The 22,770-nt window shown below is 66.8% G+C and carries 15 protein-coding genes and 1 tRNA gene; 6 read left to right on the top strand and 10 right to left on the bottom strand.

All coding sequences use genetic code 11. The annotated features are described in order from the left end of the window. Positions 1 to 357: 357 nt before the first annotated feature. The 3 genes from GF399_06215 to GF399_06205 form a co-directional block, all read right to left on the bottom strand. On the bottom strand, positions 358 to 4,110 hold the full coding sequence (locus GF399_06215) for an AAA family ATPase (GenBank protein ID MBD3399909.1): 3,753 nt from the start codon (positions 4,108 to 4,110) through the stop codon (positions 358 to 360). Then, positions 3,977 to 7,345, bottom strand: a complete 3,369-nt coding sequence (locus GF399_06210; protein MBD3399908.1) for a hypothetical protein — start codon at positions 7,343 to 7,345, stop codon at positions 3,977 to 3,979. The genes GF399_06215 and GF399_06210 overlap by 134 nt, the downstream gene beginning before the upstream one ends. Positions 7,346 to 7,647: 302 nt before the next feature. After that, on the bottom strand, positions 7,648 to 8,529 hold the full coding sequence (locus GF399_06205; protein MBD3399907.1) for a DUF1295 domain-containing protein: 882 nt from the start codon (positions 8,527 to 8,529) through the stop codon (positions 7,648 to 7,650). A gap of 17 nt (positions 8,530 to 8,546) precedes the next feature. On the opposite strand from GF399_06205, the gene GF399_06200 reads away from it, so the two are divergent. From GF399_06200 to ispG, 3 genes are all read left to right on the top strand, one after another. Beyond that, on the top strand, positions 8,547 to 9,800 hold the full coding sequence (locus tag GF399_06200; GenBank protein ID MBD3399906.1) for a hypothetical protein: 1,254 nt from the start codon (positions 8,547 to 8,549) through the stop codon (positions 9,798 to 9,800). Positions 9,801 to 10,189: 389 nt separating this feature from the next. Next, positions 10,190 to 10,384, top strand: coding sequence for a hypothetical protein (locus tag GF399_06195; protein MBD3399905.1), 195 nt, complete (start codon positions 10,190 to 10,192; stop codon positions 10,382 to 10,384). A 38-nt stretch (positions 10,385 to 10,422) separates the two neighbouring features. Then, positions 10,423 to 11,493, top strand: a complete 1,071-nt coding sequence (ispG, locus tag GF399_06190) for a flavodoxin-dependent (E)-4-hydroxy-3-methylbut-2-enyl-diphosphate synthase (GenBank protein MBD3399904.1) — start codon at positions 10,423 to 10,425, stop codon at positions 11,491 to 11,493. Positions 11,494 to 11,844: 351 nt separating this feature from the next. Here ispG and GF399_06185 read toward each other — a convergent pair whose 3' ends face one another. Then, positions 11,845 to 12,858: a transketolase family protein gene (locus GF399_06185; GenBank protein MBD3399903.1), complete on the bottom strand. Its 1,014-nt coding sequence runs from the start codon at positions 12,856 to 12,858 to the stop codon at positions 11,845 to 11,847. A gap of 14 nt (positions 12,859 to 12,872) precedes the next feature. Further along, entirely contained in the window at positions 12,873 to 13,781 is a 909-nt protein-coding gene (locus GF399_06180; protein MBD3399902.1) for a transketolase, read from the bottom strand. A 1,350-nt stretch (positions 13,782 to 15,131) separates the two neighbouring features. On the opposite strand from GF399_06180, the gene hslV reads away from it, so the two are divergent. The 3 genes from hslV (at position 15,132) to GF399_06165 (ending at position 18,121) form a co-directional block, all read left to right on the top strand. Then, the gene (hslV, locus tag GF399_06175; GenBank protein MBD3399901.1) at positions 15,132 to 15,671 is read left to right on the top strand and encodes an ATP-dependent protease subunit HslV; all 540 of its coding nucleotides are present in this window, start codon (positions 15,132 to 15,134) and stop codon (positions 15,669 to 15,671) included. 2 nt (positions 15,672 to 15,673) lie between these two features. Then, entirely contained in the window at positions 15,674 to 16,825 is a 1,152-nt protein-coding gene (locus GF399_06170) for a hypothetical protein (protein MBD3399900.1), read from the top strand. 474 nt (positions 16,826 to 17,299) lie between these two features. After that, the gene (locus tag GF399_06165; protein MBD3399899.1) at positions 17,300 to 18,121 is read left to right on the top strand and encodes a hypothetical protein; all 822 of its coding nucleotides are present in this window, start codon (positions 17,300 to 17,302) and stop codon (positions 18,119 to 18,121) included. A gap of 303 nt (positions 18,122 to 18,424) precedes the next feature. Here GF399_06165 and GF399_06160 read toward each other — a convergent pair. From GF399_06160 to GF399_06140, 5 genes are all read right to left on the bottom strand, one after another. Next, positions 18,425 to 18,501, bottom strand: a tRNA-Met gene (locus GF399_06160). 46 nt (positions 18,502 to 18,547) lie between these two features. Beyond that, positions 18,548 to 19,057, bottom strand: a complete 510-nt coding sequence (locus tag GF399_06155; GenBank protein MBD3399898.1) for a hypothetical protein — start codon at positions 19,055 to 19,057, stop codon at positions 18,548 to 18,550. 14 nt (positions 19,058 to 19,071) lie between these two features. After that, complete coding sequence (pnp, locus tag GF399_06150; GenBank protein ID MBD3399897.1) at positions 19,072 to 21,258, bottom strand: polyribonucleotide nucleotidyltransferase; 2,187 nt, start codon at positions 21,256 to 21,258, stop codon at positions 19,072 to 19,074. A 100-nt stretch (positions 21,259 to 21,358) separates the two neighbouring features. Beyond that, positions 21,359 to 21,628 carry a 30S ribosomal protein S15 gene (gene rpsO, locus GF399_06145; protein MBD3399896.1) on the bottom strand — a complete coding sequence of 90 codons (270 nt, stop codon included), beginning with the start codon at positions 21,626 to 21,628 and terminating at the stop codon, positions 21,359 to 21,361. Positions 21,629 to 21,669: 41 nt separating this feature from the next. Next, positions 21,670 to 22,143, bottom strand: coding sequence for a hypothetical protein (locus GF399_06140; GenBank protein ID MBD3399895.1), 474 nt, complete (start codon positions 22,141 to 22,143; stop codon positions 21,670 to 21,672). Positions 22,144 to 22,770 lie beyond the last annotated feature (627 nt).

The raw sequence follows: 22,770 nt of genomic DNA, 5'->3' as shown, positions 1-22,770 counted from the left end.
TATACCTTTTTCATATTTATATCTAATTCACCGTGCGCTGCAACACAGAGCCGACCATTTTTTACGATCGTGTAACCAGTTAGTCGTCCCGCAGCCAGCGGATTGTTGAAAATTCTCAGGGATCGTAGCCAACACCTGCCTGGAGCCCTCATCCCCTAACATAGGCACGTCAGTGCTCCGGGAGACCGCTGAACAGCAACGGCCCGGATCGCGGCCACCGATACTGCGCCCCCCGGAACCGGCACGGTTTTTGCGGAGGCGAACCGTTGAACAACGCTCCAACGGTCGCCGAGATGCAAAAACCGTGCCGGTTCCGGGGGGCTGTGGGGGCAGGGCTGACAATGTCGGTATCGCTGTTCAGCGGTCTCCCGTAGCGGGCGCCGACTCGAGAGCGGCGCAGAGTGTGCGCAGATCGCAGCGTCGGCAGCCTTCGGGGGGATACTGGGCCAGGACATCGGCAAAGGGGGTGGCGGCCAGCTCGGCGGCGCGTTCTAGTAAAGCGGCGGCACGGGCTTTGACCCCGGCGGGTTCGAGGGGCAGGAGACCGCCTCCCGGGGCGGAGAACAGCAGGCCGACCCGGTTCAGGGTGCGTTGGTAGAGCTTCTCTACGGCCAGGGCGTACACGCCTAGTTGGATATCGTAGCCTTGCTGGGTGGTCAGCTCGTCCATCGAGGTACCGTCGAGGGCGTTGGACTTGAAGTCGTAGATTTCGAGGTATTTAGACGTTGCGACTAGGCAGTCGATATAGCCCAGCACCAGGCAGCCGTGCAGTTCCAGGCGCAGGGGCATCTCGAAGGTCGGTTCGAGGGAGCGGATGTGCCGCCAGTCCTCGAGGCCGGTCAGGCGGTTCAGGTGACGGGTCAGGGCGCCGGCCCATTCCGGCGGGGCGTCGAACTCCGGGCCGTCGTTGTCTTCGAGCCTTCCCTGGCGCTCCCAGGCGCTGAGCAGTTCCACGATCCGCTCCTCCGGCAGGTCTGCGCCGCCGCTGAACTCCAGCAACCGATGCAGGGCGGTGCCGAAGGCCGCTCCGTGCTGCATTTCGCTCGCCACTTTTTCCCGGGAGTGCAGCTCGGCGGCGCTCCCTGTCGACAGGCGCAGCAGACGGTGGAGGTAGAACCCCAGCTCGCAGTCGGCCAGCTCGGCGAGGGCCGAGGGCGAGACCGGCGGTGGATCGGCGACGGACAGGGGGTGTACGAGGTCCAGCTTGACGCGGCTTTCGTCGAAGGCCTCCCGGGACGCGGTGATCGGAGTGGGTAGCTGGAGTCGCCGCCGGCGGGCGACGGGGGTTCCGTGGCGCAGCTTCACCTCGTCGCCGGTTCCCGGTTCGAAGAGACAGCCCATCCAGGCCGCGGGTTTGCCGCCGGCGTACTCACCGGTCAGGTTGGCCGTCTGGCCGAGCTTGGACTGGAGGAGCAGCAGGTGATCACGGGTCCGGGTGCAGGCGACGTAGAACAGGCGTTTCTCCTCCAGGACGACGGCGCGGTCGGCGGCCCGGCCGAGGGCTTCGCCGAGGGCGGTCCACTTGAGCTTGAAGGGGGCGGCGTTGTCGCGCACCTGAACGACCAGGCGGCGCTCGCCGGCAGGGTCCGATTCCAGACGGGCTCTACCGTCACTTCCGATCCGCGGCGCCTTTCCGAGAAAGGGCAGCAGGACTACGGGGAATTCGAGCCCCTTGGCGGCGTGCATGGTCATGAGGACCACGGGGGCGTAGGGGGGTGGCGGGGCGTCGAACTCCCCGGAGTTTTCATTGTCGCGCAGCCACTCCAGGGTCGCCGCCGGTCCGGTCAATTCACCGGTGCGTTCCCGGGCGGCAATCAGTTCGACAAGCTGCTGCAGGCAGCGCCAGGATTCACCCCGGCCCCGGGCGCGCAGCCCGGCCTCCAGGCCGGTATCGCGCATTATCTGGTTGATCAGGCGGGAGGTTCCGCCGACGGCGGCGGCCCGGCGCCAGGAGCGCCAGCGCTGGTGGAAGTCGACCCAGGACGGTCCCAGTTCGGCGGTTTGGTCGCTGAGCACCAGGCCGATCCAGGAACGGTCGCGCTCGCGGGCCAGGTTGCGCAGCCTCAGCAGATCATTGTAGTCGAAGCCGCCGCAGGGCGACAGCAGCAGGGCGGCCAGGGAGACGCCGTCCCGGGGGTCTGTCAGTGCGCCGAGGGCGGCGCGCAGCCAGCCGGCCTCGGGGCCGTTGAACAGTCCACCCCGTCCCAGGGCGTAATCGTCGCCGCGACCGAGCAGGTCCAGGGCGCCGGCGAGCAGGGCCAGGCGGCCGTGGGTCCGGGCCAAGACTCCGACGAGGGGTCGGCGTCGCTCGTGGACCGCGTCGTCGGGGTAATCCGCCAGGGCGGGGATCCCGTCCAGACGACCGGCCAGCAGGTCGTCGACGGCCCGGGCGGCCAGCAGGGCCTCCTTGAGGCTCTGGTCGTTTTTGAAGGGTGTGGCGGGCTCCAGCAGTTCGACGGAGCCGCCGGCGCGATCCTCTCGGGCCGCCGCCATCAACTGGGGCTCCACAGCGGTGGAGCTGTGCGGCCGGGCGCTCAGCAGCTCACGATCGGCGCCGAAGAGGGCTTCGAAGAACGGATTGACGAACTTCAGCATCGCCTCGCGGGAGCGGTAATTGTCCTTGAGCTTGCAGCCCAGGCCGTCGTGGGCGACGAGTTCGGCCTCGGCGCGACGGAAGACGGTGTTATCACCGCCGCGGAAGCCGTAGATGGCCTGCTTGCGATCGCCGACGATGAACAGGGTCCGGGAGCCGTCGGCGATCTCGTCCTCCGCGGGCAGCCCCAGGGCGCGGATGATCTCCCACTGGCGCGGATCGGTATCCTGGAACTCGTCGACGAGGAAGTGACGGAAGCGCCGACGCAGGCTGCGCACCAGGGCGGGGCGCTCGGCAAGCCCGGCGGCGGCGCGGTCGAGGAGGTCGTCGTAATCGGCAATGCGACGGGCGACCTTGAGCCGCTCGTACTCGGCGGTAACCTCGTCGAGCCAGGCGAACAAGACGGCGGTCAGCTCGTAGGCCCGCTCCTCGTCCTCGAGGGTCGGCGGGGCTTCGGGCAGGCCGGCGGACGCCTTTCTGATCTCGCTGAAGATGTTGCAATCGTGGAGCTTATTCTTGTTTATCCCCGGCGGGCTCTTGCAAGCCCGCAGACGCTCCAGCTCCGCCGTCGTCAGCGCCGTCGGATCGGTGAGCATCCGCCGCAGGCTCTCCCGTATGGCCCGCAGGGCCTGCAGAGCGCTCTCGCCGTTGAGCTCCTTGTCGGCCAGCAGTCCGACGACGGCCTCGTCGGCCAGCAGCTCGTCGATCAAGCCGCGGGGATCCGGAGGCAGCTTGATTAAGAAGCGGGAATAGACCGCCGTCAGGGAGCGGTGGTAGAGCCGCTTGAGCTCCGCGGGGCCGAGATGGTGGTTGTCACGAGCCTCGGCCAACTCCCAGCGACGGTTCAGCAGCTGCGCAGTAGTCCGGCGGATATCGTAGAGGGAGTAACCGGCCTTGCGCAACCTGGCCAGGTTGCTGGTCAGGGGCTCGCTGGCCGCCACGGCGCGCTCGACGGCCGCCCGGCGCACCCGGTCGGCCTCGAGCTGGTCCAGGATACCGAAGTCGGGGCGGTCGGGGATCAAGGTCGGTTCGACGGCCAGCAGATACTGGCAGAAAGAATGGATGGTGCCGATATGGCCTTCGGTGAGTCGCTCCCGGGCCCGCAGTAGACGCCGGCGCTCCACCTCGTCCAGGGCCATGTCCTCCAGCAACCGCCGGTGGAAGGCCTCGGCCAGGGCCTCGTCGATGCGGCGGCGCAGTTCGGCGGCGGCCTTGCGCGAGAAGGTCGCGGCAACGATGGCGGCGGGCTCGACACCCTGGCGTAGTAGGCGCAGGTAGCGGGCGGTCAGCACCCGGGTCTTGCCCGAACCGGCCCCGGCGGAGACGATCACCGAGCGGCCGATGTCGGCGGCCGGCGCCTGTTCCTCGCTCAACCGGTAGGATTTACCCTTGCTCATCGTCGCCGCCCCCAGTGTTCTCGCCGCCGTCCCGCCCGGCCAGCAAGCGGGCCAGGCGTTGGTGACGATTGTCTTCGCCGCAGGCCGCCGTGAAGGGGCACCGGCGGCAATCGTTGTCATTGAGCTTCTCCGGCGGATGGAAGCGGCCGTCCATGATCGACGACCAGAGCTCCTCGGCGCTCCGGCGAACGTAGTCCAGCATGGCGCGCGAGAAAGCGTAATCGAAGGTCCAGGATCGCTTGCTCTTTCCTACGGCGACCTTCTCGTGCAGCCCACCGCACTTGGGTTGTTCCTGGGCGGGGTCGTCCAGGGGCAGGTGGCGGAACTTCTCGGCCAGGCGGATCTCGGCGGCGCGGACGCGGGCGGGTGGTCGCTCCAGGGACTGCAGCGCCGCCAGGGCGTAGAGTGGCAGTTGTAAATCGCGCAGCCCGGCGGCCCCCTTGCCGAGGTCGTTGGGGCTGTGGGACGAGCGTCCGGTCTTGTAGTCGTAGACGGACAGCAGGCCGTCGTCCTCGTCGAGATCCACCCGGTCGATCTTGCCGCGCAGGCGCAGATCGCCCAGCACCAGGGAACCGCCGGCGGCGCCGCCGAAGAACCATTCCACCCGGGCGGGCAGTGTGCCGATCAGGCGGCGCTGGAGGAACAGGGCCCCCTTGAGCACGCCGAAGGGTGGTCCGGCCTCGGGCCGCTCCAGACCCTCGACCAGCTCCAGCCGCTGAGCGTCCAGGGCGGCGGAGGCATCGCTCAGGCCTTCGCGAATCCGCCGGCGCGGTTCGTCGCGCTCGTCGAGCCAGCCGACCTCGACGAAGGCCCGGGCGGCGCAGTCCAGCATCCGCTCGCAGGCCGTCGCCCAGTTCGCTCCTCCGAGGGGCTCCCGCCAGGGCTCGTTCAAACCCGCTACACCGCGTCGGCCGCTGAAGAACAGCTCCAAGGCCCGATGGGCCACGCTGCCGATGACGTCGGCCTCGGCCTCTGCGGTGACCTCGGGCAGCTCGCGCACCCGCAGGATCTGCTCGAAGAAGAAGCGTCGCGGGCAATGCAGATAGACCTCCAGTCCACTTACCGACAACTCGCCGCTCTCGTCACCGGGGGGATGGGTCTCCAGCGCAGCGGGATCGACCAGTCCGTCAACGGGACCGGGCTCGAGGTCGGTCGCCGCGGCGAGAAGCTCGGCGGTGCGCCGGGCGCCGCGACTCCGAAGCCCGTCGACGGCGGGATGAGCGGGGTGATGGGCGATCAATTCGGCGGGCGAGGTGGGATGACGGGCGGTGTCGTCGCCTCGGCGTTCCGCAACGCCCAACAGCTTGACCAGGTCGTTGAAAGGCGCCGCCGGCTCGCTCTCGCCGTCGGCGGTCCAGCGTGGATGGCTGAGTAGCAAGCCCTCGGCGCGCCACAATAACCGGGCCAACAGGTAGCGGGATTGATCCCCGAGGTCGGGCTCGTCAATCGACTCGAGCCCGGACAACAGCCCGCCGCGCTCACGCAGCGGGAAATCCTCGTTGGTCAGCCCGAGGAGAAAGACCTTCCGGGGCCGCCAACCCGCCGTCTGCTTCAACCCGAGGATGGTCAGCGAGCGGTCGGGACCGGGGACGCGGACCGAACGGGCGGCCAGCTCGGCCTCCAGCAGGCGACGCAACCGGCCGACACCGCTCAGGGGGCGGCCCAGCCGATCACGGGCGAAGCGGGCCAGCTCACCGACGGCCGTCAGCGCGGCCTCGAGCTCGTTGAGGGAGCGGACGACGGCCTCGGTCCGGCGGCGTTCGGTGATCGCCCGCTCCGCCGTCACCCCCGCCGTCGCCCGCCGCAACTGGTCGAGAAGGTTACGGGTCAGCTCGGCCCGGAAACCACGGGCCTCGAGTTCGAGACGCAGCCCCGCCAGCAGCTCGCCCAGCTCGAGTTGCGGATCCCGCAGCCGTTCCAGGCGCTCCAACTCGCCGACGACGGCGACCAGTTCGGCCAGGCGCCGACGGAGGCGCTCGACCTCGTCCGGTCGCTCGAAAACGCCATCCGCGCCCCGCCGATCCAGCACCCGACGGCGCAGCTCGTTGAGCACCGGCAGCAGCCAGGCCTGGACCAGGCGCTCTCCGACGTCCAGACGGCCCTCCCAGCCCCGGGGCAAGCCGCTGACCCCGGCGCGACGGGCCAGGTAATCGAAGGCCCCGGGCTCGAGGGCGCCCTCGAGCTCCGCCGCGCTCCAGAACTCGGCGGGTTCGCGATCCGAGGGCGCCGGCGGCAGGTACTGCTGAAAACGGGCCAGGCGCCGCCGTACCTCGTCCCGCTCCGGCAACCGCGGCGGCCGGACGGCGGGATGGCTCCAGTAGGCGTGGAGTTCCGCCCGACCCGGGCGCGCCAGCACATCGAGCAGGGCCAGCACGACCTGGCTCGGCACCCCGGCGAACAACGGCTCGCCACCGGGCAAGCTGAAGGGGATGCCCCGGGAGGCCAGCTCGGCGGCCAGCAGGGCGACGTAAGGTCCCAAATCCGGCGCCACGATCGCGAAGCCCTCCAGCGGCTCTCCGGCGACGACGCGGCGCTTGATCTCCCGCGCCGCGGCGACCACCTCGTCCCGCCGATCCAGCGCCCGGCGCAACCGCAGCTCCGGATAAGCGCCGTTCGGGCGCTCTCCGCCGTCGAACAGCCAGCTCACCAGTTCCTCGCGGCGCAGCGGCCCCTCCTCGGCTTCGACCGCGAACCCCGGCGACGCGAACAGCTCCCGGCTGCGCCCTAGATAGGCCGTCGACGATGACGCCGGCAGGGCGAATTCGGCCCCCGGCACGACGCGCACCCCACAGCCCTCGGACAGAGCCTCCAGCAGCTCCCGTCGGGCCGGGGCCAGGTGATCCGGCTCGACCAGCACGAGGTTCGGCGGCGCCTCGAGCTCCCCGGCGCGCAGCAGCTTCGCCAACCGGCGCTGACGCTCGAAGGGCTCCTCCAGCCCCAGACGGGTGAACTCGGCCCGACGCAGCTCGAGCAGCCGCGCCAGGTCCCGGCGCTTGGCCGAACCACCGGGAACCTTTCCCGACTCGTCCAGGCGGCGCAAGGCCTCGGCCAACGGCGCGGCGACGGCCTCGACCGCCGCTTCGCCCTCGGCGACGAAGGCGTCGAAGTAGCTCAGCTCGGCGGCGTGCCCGCGCAGCAGCCCGGCCAGAACCAACACCGGCTCGCCGCGACGGACCAGCCGACGATGCCCGGACAGTCCGCCGTCCAAACGCTCGACCAGCTCGTCCAACCCGAGCACCCGCAGCCCCGGCCGGGCTCTCCCCGCCGTCGCCAGCTCGTCGATCAACCGGCGGCGGACCGCGCTCGAACCGGTGACCAGCCAGCATTCACCCTCGAGTTCGTCGTCTTCGATCATCTTACCCCATCGGGAGTGTGAACGAGTCAGGAGAGTTCCTACCGTTTCGCGACCGCGCCGCGAGACCTCCGCCTCATCAACGCAACCCGCGGCAACCCGCGCGACCCGCGGCAACCCGCGCGACCCGGCGCCGGAACCGGCACGGTTTTTGCGGAGGCCGACCGTTGCCGCAGCCCCAACGGTCGCCGAGATGCAAAAACCGTGCCGGTTGCGGCGACCGGGTGGTCGGCGACGACCTCCGGGGTCTCGCGGCGCAGACTCACCTCGGTGTTTATTATGCCGGCCCGCTCCGACGGACGGGGTCAGCCCGAGCGCGGCAGGTTGAACAGAGCCGGCAGGCGCCGGCGGTGTTGTCTGTATTGAGGATAGCGGCCGAGCATCCGCCGATCCTTGAGCGGAACGCTGACGAAGACGAACAGGGCGGTCATGAGCAGCGGTCCGGGGAGGGTCCACCACCAGGCCGTCGGCGCCGCCGCCGGGACGAACAGCCACAGTCCCCACCAGAAGGCGACCTCGCCGGTGTAATTGGGATGGCGCACCCAGCCCCAGAGCCCGTCGGTCAGTAGACCAGCGGCGTCTTCGTCGGCAAGGTGACGCCGCAACTGCTCGTCGGCGACGGTCTCCAGCACGACGGCCCCCAGGGTGACCAGGGCGGCGACGGCGTCGAGAATACCGCAGGGACGGCTGGACGTCAGTACGGGGTATAGAGGAACCAGGGCGGTGAAGACCACCACGGTGGGCAACAGGTGGATAGCCCCCAGCGAGACCGGCCAGTAGCAACGGGCGCTGAAGGCGCGAATGTCCCGGTAGCGCCAGTCCTCGTCGCCCAGGCCCCGCCAGCGGCGCAGCCAGTTGGCCGTCAGCCGCAGGCCCCAGAGGGCGACCAGACCGACAACGAGCCAGCGGCGCAGGGGGTCGGCCCCCGGGTGCTCCAGAGTCCACCAGAGGACCGCGGCGATCGGCAGCAGGCTCCAGTAGGGATCGTAGACACTGGAGTTGTCGGCGACGACACTGAATACAAAAACGACGAGGGTGGCGGTCAGGTCGGCCAGGGCCAGCCGCCAGAGGGGGTGCAGTTCGGCGGCGGCCCCGGCGGTGAGCCGGGCCGCGGCCCCCGCGAGCAGATAGGCCAGACCGATATAGAGCAAGCTGAGGCTGCGATCGGAGCGCAAGCGTTCGAGCATGGAACTATTCTAGCAGAGTGGCCGGTCGGGTCCAAGCTCCCGCGTCGAGGGCGGGTGATTCGACGTTCCGCAGTCGCCACGGGCGGCACGGCGTGTTAAAATCAGCCGTCAGGTCCGCTATCTCTTTTCCCGCCGCCGTTTCCGTCGGAGGAATCCGCTTGCTGAAAAACTGGCGCTTCTGGCTCGGTCTGGTCGTCTCCGGCGGCCTGCTCTGGTGGTTCTTCTCCGACATCGACCTCGAGGCCATGGTCGACGGCTTCCGTATGGCCGACTACGGCGTACTGCTGTGGTGGATCGTCCCCCTGTCCGTCAGTTACATCGGGCGGATCTGGCGCTGGAAGCTGCTGCTGGATTCCATCCATCCGGTGAGTTTCGCTAACGCCGCCAGCGGGACGATGATCGGCTTCATGGCCAACGGAGTACTGCCCCTGCGCGCGGGGGAGCTGATCCGCCCCCTCGTCGTCAGCAAGAACACGGGCTACAAATACTCCAGCGCCCTGGCCACGGTGATCTTCGTCCGTATCCTCGACGGTCTGGTGATCATGGGGATCTTCATTCTGGTGGTGTTCTTGATCCCCTTCGGCGGGATGCTCAAGACGGGGCTGGCCATCGGCGTCGGTCTGGTGTACGTCCTGGGCTGCGTGGCCATCGTCGTGCTCTACTACCGGCGCGAGGCCACGGCGCGGTTGCTCAGTCTGCCGGCACGGCTGTTCGGCGTCAAGGCCCGGGAAAAGGTGCGCGAGTTTTTCATCCAGTTCGGCGACGGGCTGCACATCTTCAACCACAAGGGACGGCTCTGGGGGGCCATCGGACTGTCTATCGGCATCTGGAGCCTGGCGGCGCTGTCCTACGTTCCGATCATCGAGGCCATGCCCTTCGCCCGGGCCCTGCCGCCGGCGGGCTTCGACGTCGTCATCCCCTGGTACACCAGTCTGGTGACGATGGCCTACGTTTGCCTGGGGGTGGTCTTCCCCTCGGCGCCGGGTTTTATCGGCATCTTCGAGTCCTTCGGCGCCCTGGGTCTGCTGACCGCCGCCCCGGCCATCGGCGCCCTCTACGGCGAGACGGCGGCCAAGGGCATGGCGGGGGCCTTCGCCGTCCTGCTCCACGTCACCCAGGTGGTGCCCTATATCCTCATCGGGGCGGTGTTCCTGGTCCGTGAGGGTCTCAGCCTGGGCGAACTATCCCGCCGCGGCCGCAAGCGCGAAGCCGAGGTCGAGGACGGCGGTTTGGCGGCCGTCGAGGAGGACACCCCGGACGGCGAGACATGAGCGCCGAATCTCCGCTACGCGGAGTACCGTTGACTTTGGCGGCCTGGCCGGACCTGGAGCGTCTTTTCGCCCGCGGTCACCGCTTCGCCGGCTGCTGGTGCATGTACTGGCGCATAAAGCGGCGGACATTCGAGGAGCAATACGGCGCAGGCAACCGCTAAGCCCTGAAAGCCCTGGTCGAATCCGGTGTCGTACCCGGAATACTTGCCTATGAGCGGGACGAGGCCGTCGGCTGGTGCTCCGTCGCCCCGCGGGAAGATTTCCCCGTCCTCGACCGTTCCCCTGTACTCCGACGGATCGACGACACCCCGGTCTGGTCGCTCACATGCTGCTTCATCGCCCGGGAATGGCGCGGCGGGGGCCTTTTCGCCCCGCTGGCGGAACTGGCGGTGGATTACACCCGGGAGCGACGAGCGCGGGTCGTCGAAGCCTACCCCGCCCTGCCCGCAAGCGCAGACCGCAGCGACGCTTCACTCTACATGGGCCTGTATCCGAGCCTGTTGCGCCTGGGTTTCGTCGAGGTCGCCCGCCCCTCGCCCAGGCGGGCCGTCCTGCGCCGTCATCTAACCGCCGACGCCACCTAGTCCGTGCGACACGTCCGCTTCAGCTAAAGAGGATCCCGATGGCCGAACGAACGCTACGCGAGGGTACCCGGCGCATCGTCCTCGGCGGTCTGCCCATCGGCGGCGGGGCGCCGGTCAGCGTGCAGTCGATGACCAACACCCCGACCCACGAGCTGGCCGCCACGCTGGAGCAGATCGAGCGTCTGGCCGCCGTCGGCTGCGAGCTGGTCCGCGTCGCCGTGCCCGACCGCCGGGCGGCCCGGGCCCTGCCCGAACTCGTCAGCGTCTGTCCCCTGCCCCTGGTGGCCGACATCCACTTCTCCGCCGAGTTGGCCCTGGCCGCCGTCGACGCCGGTGTCGACGGACTGCGGCTCAACCCGGGCAACCTGCGCGACGCGGGCGAGATCCGCCGGGTGGCCGCCGCCGCCGAGGGCGCCGGCATCCCGATCCGCGTCGGTGTCAACGCCGGCTCCCTCGATACGGAACTCGAGGCCCGCCATGGCGGACCGACGGCCGCCGCGATGGTCGAGAGCGCCCTGGGAGAAGTGAAATTGCTGGAAGACGCGGGATTGCGCCAGATAAAAATCAGCGCCAAGGCCTCCGACGTCCGGCTGACCATCGCCGCCTACCGCCTGCTGGCCGAAGGGACGGACCACCCCCTGCACCTCGGCGTCACCGAAGCCGGGGCCCGCACCGCCGGACTGGTCAAGAGCGCCCTGGGCATCGGCGCCCTGCTGCTCGAGGGCCTGGGCGACACCATCCGGGTCAGCCTGACCGCAGACCCGGTCGACGAGGTCCGCGCCGCCTGGCACATCCTGGGCGCCTGCGGCCTGCGCCGGCGCGGCGTCGAGATCATCAGCTGCCCGACCTGCGGCCGCTGCGCCTACGACCTCGAGGGCCTGGTGGTCGAGATGGAGCGCCGCCTGGCCGACATCGAGCAGCCCCTGACCGTGGCGGTGATGGGCTGCGTGGTCAACGGTCCCGGCGAGGCCCGTCACGCCGACGCCGGGGTGGCCGGCGGCCGGGAACGCGGCGACCTGTTCCTGCGCGGCGAGATCGTCGAGAAGAACGTCCCGGCCGCCGAGCTGGCCGAGCGTTTCGAGGCTCTGGTGCGCAGTCTGCTGGAGTGATTTTCGGCGAGCGACGACAGTCGCCGCGAAAGCTTATCGGCGGTTTTATGAAGCGGGAGGGCGGGGGGTTGAGAACCCCGCCCTTGGCGCGCCAACGCCGAACCGCCCCCGGTTGCCATGCGCGGCAGCCCGCGGGCGGGTTTATAATCCAGCCCCTACAGCGGATCGCAGCAAGACAGCAACCGCTATCCGATTGCCCTGTAGGGCGGGGTCTCCGACCCCGCCATTTTTCCGTCAACGCCGACCCCCCCGGTTACCGTTCGCGGCGCCCCGCTTCATCTCTGGTGGGCGGTATGAAAACCGGGCGACCCGCTGCAGCCGCCCGGTCAGTTTCATCCTGGAGAACTCCACCTAATCGGCCTCGTAGAAGCCCTCCTGATAGGGCACCTCGAGGAAGGCGCAGAGCTGCTTGGCCACCCCTTTCGTATCCAGGCCGTATTTTTTCAGCAGCTCGTCGGGCTCGCCGGACTCGGCGAAGACGTCGCGCACGCCGATGATCTTCTGCGGCGTGGGGGCGTGCTCGGCCAGCACCTCGGCCACGGCGCCGCCCAGACCGCCGTAGATGTTGTGCTCCTCGACGGTGGCCACTCGGCCGCAGCGCTCGGCGAAGTCGATAACGGTCTCCACGTCCAGGGGCTTGATCGTCGAGACGTTGAGCACGGCGGCCTCCACGCCGTGGAGCTTCTTGACGATCTCGGCGGCCCGCAGGGCGTAGTAGACCATGTGCCCGGTGGCGAAGACAGCCAGGTCGCCCCCTGCGCGGTAGGCGTCGATGCGGCCGTGGACGAAGGGGGTGCGCTCCGTGGTCACCACGGGCTGGGGCACCCGGCCCATGCGGATGTAGACCGGACCGTCGACATCGACGGTGCCGCGGAGGATCGGCCCGACCTGGGCGGCGTCGGCGGCGCTGACCAGGCTCAGGTTGGGCAGACTGCGCAACAGGGCGATGTCGGAGATGGCAAAGTGGGTCGAGCCGTCGGGCCCGACGGTGATCCCGCCGTAGGGGCCGCCGAAGCGGACCTTGAGGTTGGGATAGCAGACGCTGACCCGGATCTGATCCCAGGCCCGCCCGGAGAGGAAAACCCCGAAGCTGTTGGCGTAGGGCAGCTTGCCCGCCAGGGCCAGCCCGGCCGCCGTGCCCACCAGGTCCTGCTCGCTGATGCCGACGTCGAAGAAGCGCCGGGACACCGACCGGTCTTCGGCGTCGCGGATGCGCTTGCCCTCGGTGGAGTTGGCCAGATCGGCGTCCAGGCAGACGACCGCGGGCCGTTCTTGGGCCAGATCGAGCAGCGCCGCGCCGTAGGCCTTCTTGCAGGCCCGCCAGGTATTCTTGTCGGCGGCTTCCCCAAGGGGCCGCAACTGCATAGCGGGATTGAGCGTCATTCGGCCCCACCCCCCTTCGCCGAGGATTGCAGGTATTTCAGGCAGCAGCGCTCCTCGTAGGGCTCGCAGCCGGCCAGCTCGTGAATGGCCTTGCGGAACAGCTCCTCATCGGGGGCCTTGCCGTGCCAGCCGGCGACGTCCTCCATGAAGCTGACCCCCTGGCCCTTGTGGGTGTGGGCGATCAGGCAGACCGGCCGTTCGCTGTTTTCCGCCGCGGCGAAGGCCTCGCGCAGCTTGGGCAGGCTGTGGCCGTCGCACTCCAGGACCTCGAAGCCGAAGGACTCCCACTTCTCGTCCAGGGGCTCGAGGGCCATCACCTCCTCGGTGTCGCCGTCGATCTGCAACCCGTTGCGGTCGACGATGGCCGTCAGGTTGTTGAGCCTGTAGTGGGCCGCCGTCATCGCCGCCTCCCAGACCTGACCCTCGTCGAGCTCACCGTCGCCCAGCATGCAGTAGACCCGGCGGGATGAGCCGTCGAGCCTGGACGCCAGGGCCAGGCCGTTGGCGATCGACAGCCCCTGGCCCAGGGAGCCGGTGCTGGCGTCGACGCCGGGGATGTGCACCGAAGGGTGACCCTGCAGCAGGTGATCGATCTTGCGCAGGCTGCAGAGCTCCCGGGGCGGGAAGTAACCCGCGTGGGCCAGCATGGCGTAGAGCACCGGACAGGCGTGGCCCTTGGAGAGGACGAAGCAGTCGCGCTCCGGATGCTCCGGGGCGGCCGGATCGTGACGCATGACCTGGGTGTAGAGCAGAGCGATGATCTCGACGGCCGACAGGGAACCGCCCGGGTGTCCGGAACCCGCGCGGTGCGTCATGCAGACGATCTCGCAGCGCAACAGGCGGGCCAGCTCCTCGACCTTGGCGTTGTCGGCGTAGGCGGGATCGGGAAAGGGGAACTCGGGCAACGGCGGGCTCCTTTGGCGCGGTGGTGATCGGCGGGCGGGGCGCTGCTGACAACGGGATAATATTGCCACGGGTTCCGACGTTTTTCAACCACCGCCGACGTGGTGCCCGGGGGAAAAGCCTCCAACAGAAGCCCATCATCCCTGCCGCGGTTAACGAGAGGAAGTGCTGGGTGAGAACCCCGACAACTGAACGGCAGCTGTAGCCCCGGCCGCTTGATCAGGCCTCGCACGCGCATCAGAAGCATTCAGTCGCGAGTGGATGGGCAATCTCTCAACGTCACGAAGGCTGATCGGCTGATCGAAGACCAGCAGGCAGCAGTGTTTCAACCGGCCGTGGCCGTTTTGGGTGAACAGTGGTCTCAACGTAATGGTTAGTGGTTGCTCAGTTTTTACGTTCATCGGGGAGGTCAGCCGCCCCGGACAAGCCGAACCAGGATCGCCCGGGTCGAACCGTTCAACTACTGACACAACAACACTGGACAATCGGAATGGCTTTAAAGTGCTGATCGCCTTTGTCGGAATTGATAAAGGGATACCTTAACGCTCATGGGTCGTCATATGTGTGATTGTCTTGTAGTCATGAGAGTTACCAGGATGCTTTCATGCCACAAGTAAAGGAGGCGCTGTGGCCGCCGGCTCAAAGAGTAATCCTGACAGGCACGTCAAGTGTGCGAAGTGTAACTATCGCTATCACAACAGGTTAGGTGACGGGCGGCGGATGTGCGAGCGCCTTAGAACAGCGCGAGTTGATCGCCGTGCTGTTGTGGCTTGAAGCAACCGCAGCCGGGAAGGCCAAGAGGGTCGGCGTCCATCCCAGTACGGTCGCCAAGTACTAGCGTATCATTGGCGAGCGTATCGCCGCCGATCGGGAGGCCGAGCTGGGCTCGAGCTTCTACTACGACGGCTGGAAGGCCTATTACAAGCTGTCTCATTCAACGGCTTCCATCACAAGAGGATCAATCACCAGGAAGAGTTCGCCAACGGAAAGAATCATATCAACGGCCTCGAGAGCTTCCGGGGCTACGCCAAACACCGCCTAATATCCGACCACGGCGTCTTAAAGCGCACCTTCAGGCTCTTTATCAGGGAAGAGTCGTTCAGCTTCAACCAAAGAAACGATCCCGGCATGCTAGATTACCCCAACAGCATCCTGATTGGTCCATGATCGTGTGTGATCCCTAAAAAAAACTAGCGTTCCCTTACTGGATTACCTTAACTAAGGTTGTCAGCTAGTTTGTCCGTCCTGCGTGCTTCCAGCGGCGGCGGGCCCATGATGATCCACGCCCGCCGGCTCAAGCCCCCCACCGCCTATGGTAGAATTGACGGGACCGACAACCGGGGAAAGAAAGAATGGACAACCTCCGCGCCACCACCGTACTGTGCGTCCGCCGCGGCGAGCGGGTGGCCCTGGCCGGCGACGGCCAGGTGACCTTCAACGACACCGTGCTCAAGGGTGGCGCCGTCAAGGTGCGCACCCTCAACAAGGGTCGCGTGCTGGCCGGTTTCGCCGGCGGCGTGGCCGACGCTTTGACCCTGTTCGAGAAGTTCGAGACCATGATCACCGACTATCCGGGCAGCCTGGCCAAGGCGGCCTTCGAGCTGGCCAAGCAGTGGCGTACGGACAAATACCTGCGACGGCTGGAGGCCCTGCTGTTGGTGGCCGATCGTGAGGAGACCCTCCTCGTCTCCGGCTCCGGCGAGGTCATCAAGCCCGATGGCCCGACGGCGGCGGTGGGCTCCGGCGCCGGTTACGCCCGGGCCGCGGCCCGCGCCCTCCTCGAACACACCGACCTCGACGCCGTCGCGGTGGCGGAAAAGTCCCTGCGGATCGCCGCCGACATCTGCATCTACACCAACGACCACATCACCGTGCTGGAGCTGGAGGCCTGACGATGCGTCGTCTCCCCGTCGTCCTGCTGGCCTGCGCCGTCGTCGTCGCCGCGCAAACCCCCGAACCCGCCGGCGAGGTGATCATGGGCGAAGTGGTCTTCGCCGCCGGACCCGAGCTGGCGGTTTTCAACGACGGCCCGGCGACGGTCGTCGAGGGCACCCTCGAGAACCTCGACGGCCTGGTGGTGCGGCAGAGCGGCAGCGCCCTGGTCCTCGAGCTGCCGGCGGCCTTCACCCCCGACGGCCTGAGCACCCACCCCGGCGTCGGCTTCGTCGACCGCCTCCTGTTGCGCCCCCGGCGCCGGGGGGCGGGCTACGAGGTGCGCGTCCTGCTCTGGCCCGGGGAATACCGCTACCGCGCCGAGCGCCACGGCGACGCCTTCCGCCTCACCCTCAGCGACGTCTACGGCTCCGACCCCGCCGAGCTGATCCCCGACGCCAACTTCGAGCGCCTGCGTATCCGCCGCGTCGTCGTCGATCCCGGCCACGGCGGTGAGCACATCGGCACCGGCTCCTGGAGCGGCCGCCACGTCGAGAAGCACGAGGTCCTGCCGCTCTGCCTCTTCCTGGCCCAGATGCTCGAACGCCACCTGGGCCTCGAGGTCATCCTGACCCGCACCGCCGACAGCACCATCGGCCTGGACGGCCGCACGCTGATGGCCAACCGCGCCGACGCCGACCTGTTCATCTCCATCCACCTCAACGGCCACTCCAACACCCACGCCCACGGCGCCGAGACCTTCTACCTGGCCCAGGCCCAGACCACGGAGGCCCGCGCCCTGGCCCAGCTCGAGAACGCCGACTTCGCCCTCGACCCAGACCTGCCCCCCGAGGCCGCCGGCGACGAACTGTCCCTGATCCTCGGCTCGCTGATCCAGAACGAGTACCTCGAAGAGAGCCAGCGCCTGGCCACCTGCGTCCAGCAATCGATGCTCGAGTACCTGGGCTGCTACGACCGCGGCGTCAAGCAGGCCAACTTCCACGTCATGCGCGAGGCCCGCATGCCCTCGATCCTTGTCGAGGTAGGCTTCTTGACCAACGAGAGCGAGGAGGCCCTGCTCAGCGACCCCGCCTACCAGCACGAGGCCGCTTACGCCATCTACCGGGGGATAGCGCGGTTCAAGGAGGAGTACGAGCGGGGGCTGATGGAGTGAGGGCGGTCTGGAACAACCTTTTCAGCAAACGGGGCGGGGAGATGGGTAACTCCATCGGTCCCCGTTTTTCCTTGGGATCGCCTACCCTGCTCGGACCAGGTTGTGATTGTATTCCGCTGATAACACAGGTGTAGCAGCTGATAAGCCTGCACTTATCAGCAATTAAAATGCGGCGGCTGCCGGGGGCGCGCTCGGTGGATAGCTTACCTTGCCTGGTAGCTTGCAGGTAACGATGATCCGATTGCTACTCGACTCATAACCGCCTCATTATCAAGTAACAAGACCGTGCATTAATGCAGCGGTATCAAAGACGGACGCACCCGGGCAGCGAATACCCGCTAGGCGAGTCTTTCAATACCGGCCATGATTTGGTCCGAACAAGTTCCATAATGCCTTTTCCTTTCCGGCAAGCATTGACGCAATGCGTCAGTAGGATATCTGATAATAAAAACACCTCATATGAAAGGGGATCCGATGCGATATGATGCTGGTAACGTCGGGGATCTGATCAAGCACGAATGGCTGCTGCGCTGTCTGGATTGGCTGCCGCGAGGCGGCTGTTTCTACGATCCCTTCGCGGGTCAACCTGAGTACGAGGCTGCGCAAGCGGTCGGAGAACGATTACTGGCGGCGCCCGCCGATCTGCTTCTGCGGGAGGCGCAATCCGATGCGTTGTCTCGGGGCCGGTATCTGGGGAGCACGGGTCTAGCCGAACGCCTCATACCGAAATCCAGCATTCATTGCTTCGATGAGGATGCCAACAAGCGCGACGCATTACAACAAGCCGGCTATACAATCGTGACTCCCATAGACAACGATGGCTACAGAGCGCTTGCAGGGATACCAACACAACAGCCCCCACCCCAACTGCTTCTGTTGGACCCCTATAATCTACTTGGAGTTTTACAAGGAGAAAGGCAAGGAGAAAGGCCGGATGCTTTCTGGTCTGATCTAGCCACTTGGCCAAGAGCCGTTCTGCTCTTTATCCTGAATAAATACCCCGACAATTCAACCGCTGCGCTGTACGCCGCACGACTGAGAGAGCTTGGCGGGAAGCGCCCTGTGGCTGGATGCCTTGTGCCCCCAATCTCCAACAGCGGTATCAAGGGCGAGCGGAAGAGCTTCGTCGAGATGCTCTACCTGCCCGAGAAAAGCATCACACCCTATTCCTTCAATGTACGCTGTCGCTCTCTGGCGCGGGGCGCGGATGCCGTCGCCGAGACGCTGAGGCTGGCTTTTGCCCGAGTGCAAGTGCCCACCTACAGCCGGGAGCGAGTCGAGTTCTGTGAGAGATAGGTGAGCCGCCGGTTCACCTGGGGCGGACCCGGGGGATGAAGCCCCTGCGGTCCGCCGGGAATACCCTTCAGTGGCGGCGGGGGGCGGAGCCCCCGCCCTACGTGTAAGCAACCTCTTTGTTATCCGGGCTTTGTTATCCGGGCCGGGAGGGAGAGCGGTTCTGGTTCACCTGGGGCGGACCCGGGGGATGAATCCCCTGCGGTCCGCCGGGAATACCCTTCAGTGGCGGCGGGGGGCTAATACCAGCCTCCCTTTGTTTAAAGCTAAACTGTAGTAGGAAGGGGGGCTAATACCAGCCCCCCTTGGTTGCGGGGGCAGGACTCGAACCTGCGACCTTTGGGTTATGAGCCCAACGAGCTACCGCACTGCTCCACCCCGCGATGGCGTGAGGAAAAGGTAGCACGGAAGGGGGGTTTTGTCAAGGTGTTAGTGGGTTGCGGTCTCGGATTCCACGTCGTTGGAACCGGGGCCTTCGGTGGGTGTGGGCGGTTGTGGGGGACCCTCGATGGTGAAGCTCAGGTCCTGTTCCAGGGTTTCGTTTTGGTCCTGGACCCGGTTGGTGACCATCAGCTTCAGGTCGTAGTCGCCTGGGAGGTAGACGTCGGGGTTGAGTTCGATGGCGTGGTTGAGCTTGAGGGGCAGCTCGGCGTCGCTGACGTGTTCGATCTGCGGGTAGGCGTCGTAGGGCTCGCCGTCCCGGGTGACGTCGAGGTTGACGTAGACATCGTACTCGCCGGTGTCGGGATCGAGGGTGGGGTTGGCGACTTCGTAGGACAGGTTGAGCAGGTCGCCAAGCTGATAGGCTTCCTTGTCGAGGGTGGGTTCGACGAGGGAGTAGGTTTCTCCCTCGTCGGTGGTTTCGGCTTCTTCCTCGCAGGCGGCGACCAGCAGCAGGGCGCAGAGGACGGCGAGGGTGAGGCTTGACAGGTGTTTCATCATCAAAATCCCTTCTAGCGTCGCCGGCGTCGACCACCGCCGCCGCTACCGCCGCGGCGGTTGTCGCCGCGACTTTTTTCCTTGCTCTCGTCGTAGCCTTCGGGCTTGTCGAGGAGCTGCTTGCGGGTCAGGTTGAGCCGGCCCTGGCTGTCGATCTCCTTGACCATGACCTTCATCTCGTCGCCGACCTTGCAGACGTCCTCGACCTTGTCGGTGTGGCCCCAGTCGAGCTCGGAGATGTGGACGAGGCCTTCCTTGCCGGGGAGGATCTCGACGAAGGCGCCGAAGTTCATCAGCCGGGTGACCTTACCGTCGTAGATTTCGCCGGGCTCGGGGTCCTTGACGATGGCGTTGATGCGCGTCAGGGCGGCCTCGATGGTTTCCAGGTCGGGGCTGGCGACGAGGACGGTGCCGTCGTCCTCGATGTCGATGGAGGCTCCGGTCTCCTCGGTGATGGCGCGGATGACCTTGCCCCCGGGGCCGATCAGGTCGCGTATCTTGTCCTTGGGGATGGTCAGGGTGTGGATACGCGGGGCGAAGGGGCTGAGCTCCTCGCGCTGGGCGGCGAGGACTTCGTTCATCTTTTCCAGGATGTGCAGCCGGGCCTCGCGGGCCTGAGAGAGGGCTTTGGTGAGCACCTCGGCGGGCAGGGCGTCGAGCTTGATGTCCATCTGGACGGCGGTGACGCCCTCGCTGGTGCCGGCGATCTTGAAGTCCATATCGCCGACGTGGTCCTCGTCGCCGAGGATGTCGGTCAGGACGTTGAAGTCGTCGCCGTCCTTGACCAGCCCCATGGCCACGCCGGCCACGGGGGCCTTGAGCGGCACGCCGGCGTCCATCATCGCCAGGGAGCCGCCGCAGACGGTGGCCATCGACGATGAGCCGTTGGATTCGGTGATGTCGGAGAGGACGCGGATGGTGTAGGGGAAGTCCTCTTTGGCGGGGATGACGGACTTGAGGGCGCGCTTGGCCAGCATGCCGTGGCCGATCTCGCGCCGTCCGGGACCGCGCAGGAAGCGGACCTCGCCGACGGAGTAGGGCAGGAAGTTGTAGTGGAGCATGAAGCTGGACCAGTACTCGCCGGTCAGCTCCTCGATCTTCTGCTCGTCGGAGGGGGTCCCCAGGGTGACGGTGACCAGGGCCTGGGTTTCGCCGCGGGTGAACAGCACAGAGCCGTGGGTCCGGGGCAGCACGGGGGCTTCGATGCTAATCGGCCGGACTTCGTTCAATCCGCGGCCGTCGATGCGGGTCTTCTTTTCGGCGATGGTGCGGCGGATGACCCCGCGCTCGGCCTCGCGACACAGGTTCTTGGCCAGCTTGAGTTTGCTCTCGAGTTCCTCGTCGCCCTCCAGTTTCTCGGCCAGCTCGTCGCGCACCTCTTCGGTGACGGCGCAGATGGCGTCGTGGCGCTCGAGTTTGTCCTTGTGGTCGAGGACGGCCCGTTCCATCTTATCGCCGAGGAGTTCGAGGACCGTGGTCCGGAAATCTTCGTCGATCTCAGGGGCCGGGAAGACCAGTTTGGGTTTGCCGAGGGTCTCGACCATCTCGCGGATGCCGCCGACGATGCGAACGATGCACTCATGGGCCTGATTGAGACCCTCGACGAGTTTATCTTCGGGGAACTCGCGGGCGTGGCCCTCGACCATCACCAGGGCCTCGGAGCAGCCGCTGACGACGAGATCGAGGAGGGACTCCTCCATCTCTTCCTCGGTGGGGTTGAAGATGAATTCGTCGTCGATGTAGCCGAGGCGGACGGCGCCGAGGATGTGCTCGTGGGGGATGTTGGAGAGGGCCAGGGCGGCGAAGGCGCCGTTCATGGCCACCACGTTGGCTTCCTGGTTGGGGTCCGCCGAGAAGGCGGTGCCGATGAGCTGGACCTCGCGGTTGAGGTTCTTGGGCAACTGGGGACGGACGGAGCGGTCGATCATGCGGCTGTTGAGGACCTCGGTGGTGCCGGGTCGGCCCTCGCGCTTGAAGAACCCGCCGGGGATCTTGCCGGCGGCGCTGCGCCGCTCGCGGTAATCGACGACGAGGGGCACGAAGCCCAGGTCGGGTTTCTCGCGGTCGTCGATGCAGGCCGTGGACAGGACGTAGGTGTCGCCGTAGGAAGCCATCACGGCTCCGTCGGCCTGCTTGGCGATCTTGCCGGTCTCCAGGATCAGGTTCTCCTTGCCGACCGGGATTTCTTTGCGGACGATCATGTATGCGTCTCTCTTTCTCTGTCTCGTTCTCTTTTGATGGCGGGGCGCGAACGCGCCCCCGGGGCGCCTGTCGGGCGCCCTCTTGGCTTTGCTTGTCGTGCTACTTGCGCAAGCCTAGTTCGGCGATGAGCTTCTTGTAACGCTCCTCGTCGTTGTTCTTGAGATACTTGAGCAGCCGACGGCGCTTGGAAACGAGCTTGAGCAGGCCGCGGCGGCCGTGGTGGTCCTTGGTGTGGGTGCGGAAGTGCTCGGTCAGGTCCTTGATGCGGGCGGTCAGCAGGGCGACCTGAACCTCGGTGGAGCCGGTGTCGTCGGCGTCCTGACCAAACTTGGCGATGATCTCCTGCTTGCGTTCCTTGGCGAGGGGCATCTTCTCCTCCCGGACGGATGGTAAAGGGTTGGAGGCCGGACTCAGCGTTCGCGCCGGGTGCGGGTGGCCTCGATATCGTGGGCGAGAATGCTGAAGCGCTGATAGACGCTCATCTGGCCTTCCTCGACGCAGAGATTGGCCAGACGAACGGCGGCGTCCTTGGTGATCAGGGCCGTCAAGCGCTCTTCGCTCTCCAGCTCCTGATAGTTGCGGACGAAACGGTCGTAGGCCAGGGTGTCGAAGGTGTCGAAGAGCGGCAGGGCTGCTTCGAGACCCTCACGCTGGTAGATGAGGACACCCTGGAGGAAGATGCCGGCGGGCTCGGCGGGATAGTCCGCGGTGAACTCGGCGGCGACGCCCTCGACGGTTTCCAGGTCACCCTCCTCGAGGGCGGCGACGGCCTCGAAGTAGAGCTCGTTGACGGCCTCGTGGTAGGCGTCCTCGCCGCAGGCGGTGATCAGGACGAGGGCGCACAAAGCGCAATACAGAGCCGAGGGGATCGGTGTAGTTTTCATCGTCAGTAAGGGTCGGTGTTCGCCTGTGGGCCGCGGTAAACAAAACGACCCCGGGCGGGGCCGGATCATCCGACGCGGGTGTGCGGGCGGAGGGCGGCATGGCTGCCGTTTCCGCTGCTGGTCAACCTCCGAGGTGCGGCGTTGCGAAGGAGGCCCCGACGTCGGGCTCTAGATCAGCCCCTGAGCTTTATCTCCAAAGGGGTGTGGCTGAGGTCTGCCGGGTTGGTCAGCGTCGTCGCCAGGTGCCGGTGAAGCAAGGGGTTTCAACCGCCCGATCACAACTCAGCTCCGGCGCTACTAGACCGAGTTGGTGCTCAGTCCGGGGGCTTCTCTGCCGCCCGGCGACTCAGCCCCGACATGCCCGGCCCCGACATGCCCGGCCCCGACATACTCGGCCCCGACATACTCGGCCCCGACATACTCAGCCCCCTTTGGGGTGGGCCGGATCCGGGTGCCGCAGGGGACGCCCGCCACGGATCCAGCGCGGAGGGTAGGTTAGCTCAATGGGGGAGGTTAAGTCAAGAAAAAGAAATGGGGGCGGTGAACATGGGTGGGATCGCGGAACCGTTGGAAAACGACCAGCTAAACCGGGCGGCCTATCCGGGTGGTCAGGCAGCGTCGCGGGGG

This window comes from Candidatus Coatesbacteria bacterium, from assembly GCA_014728225.1.
In the GTDB taxonomy this organism is placed as follows: Bacteria; RBG-13-66-14; RBG-13-66-14; order RBG-13-66-14; family RBG-13-66-14; genus WJLX01.
Note: the sequence above shows the minus strand (reverse complement) of the source record. Positions and strands in the feature narration are given on the sequence as shown.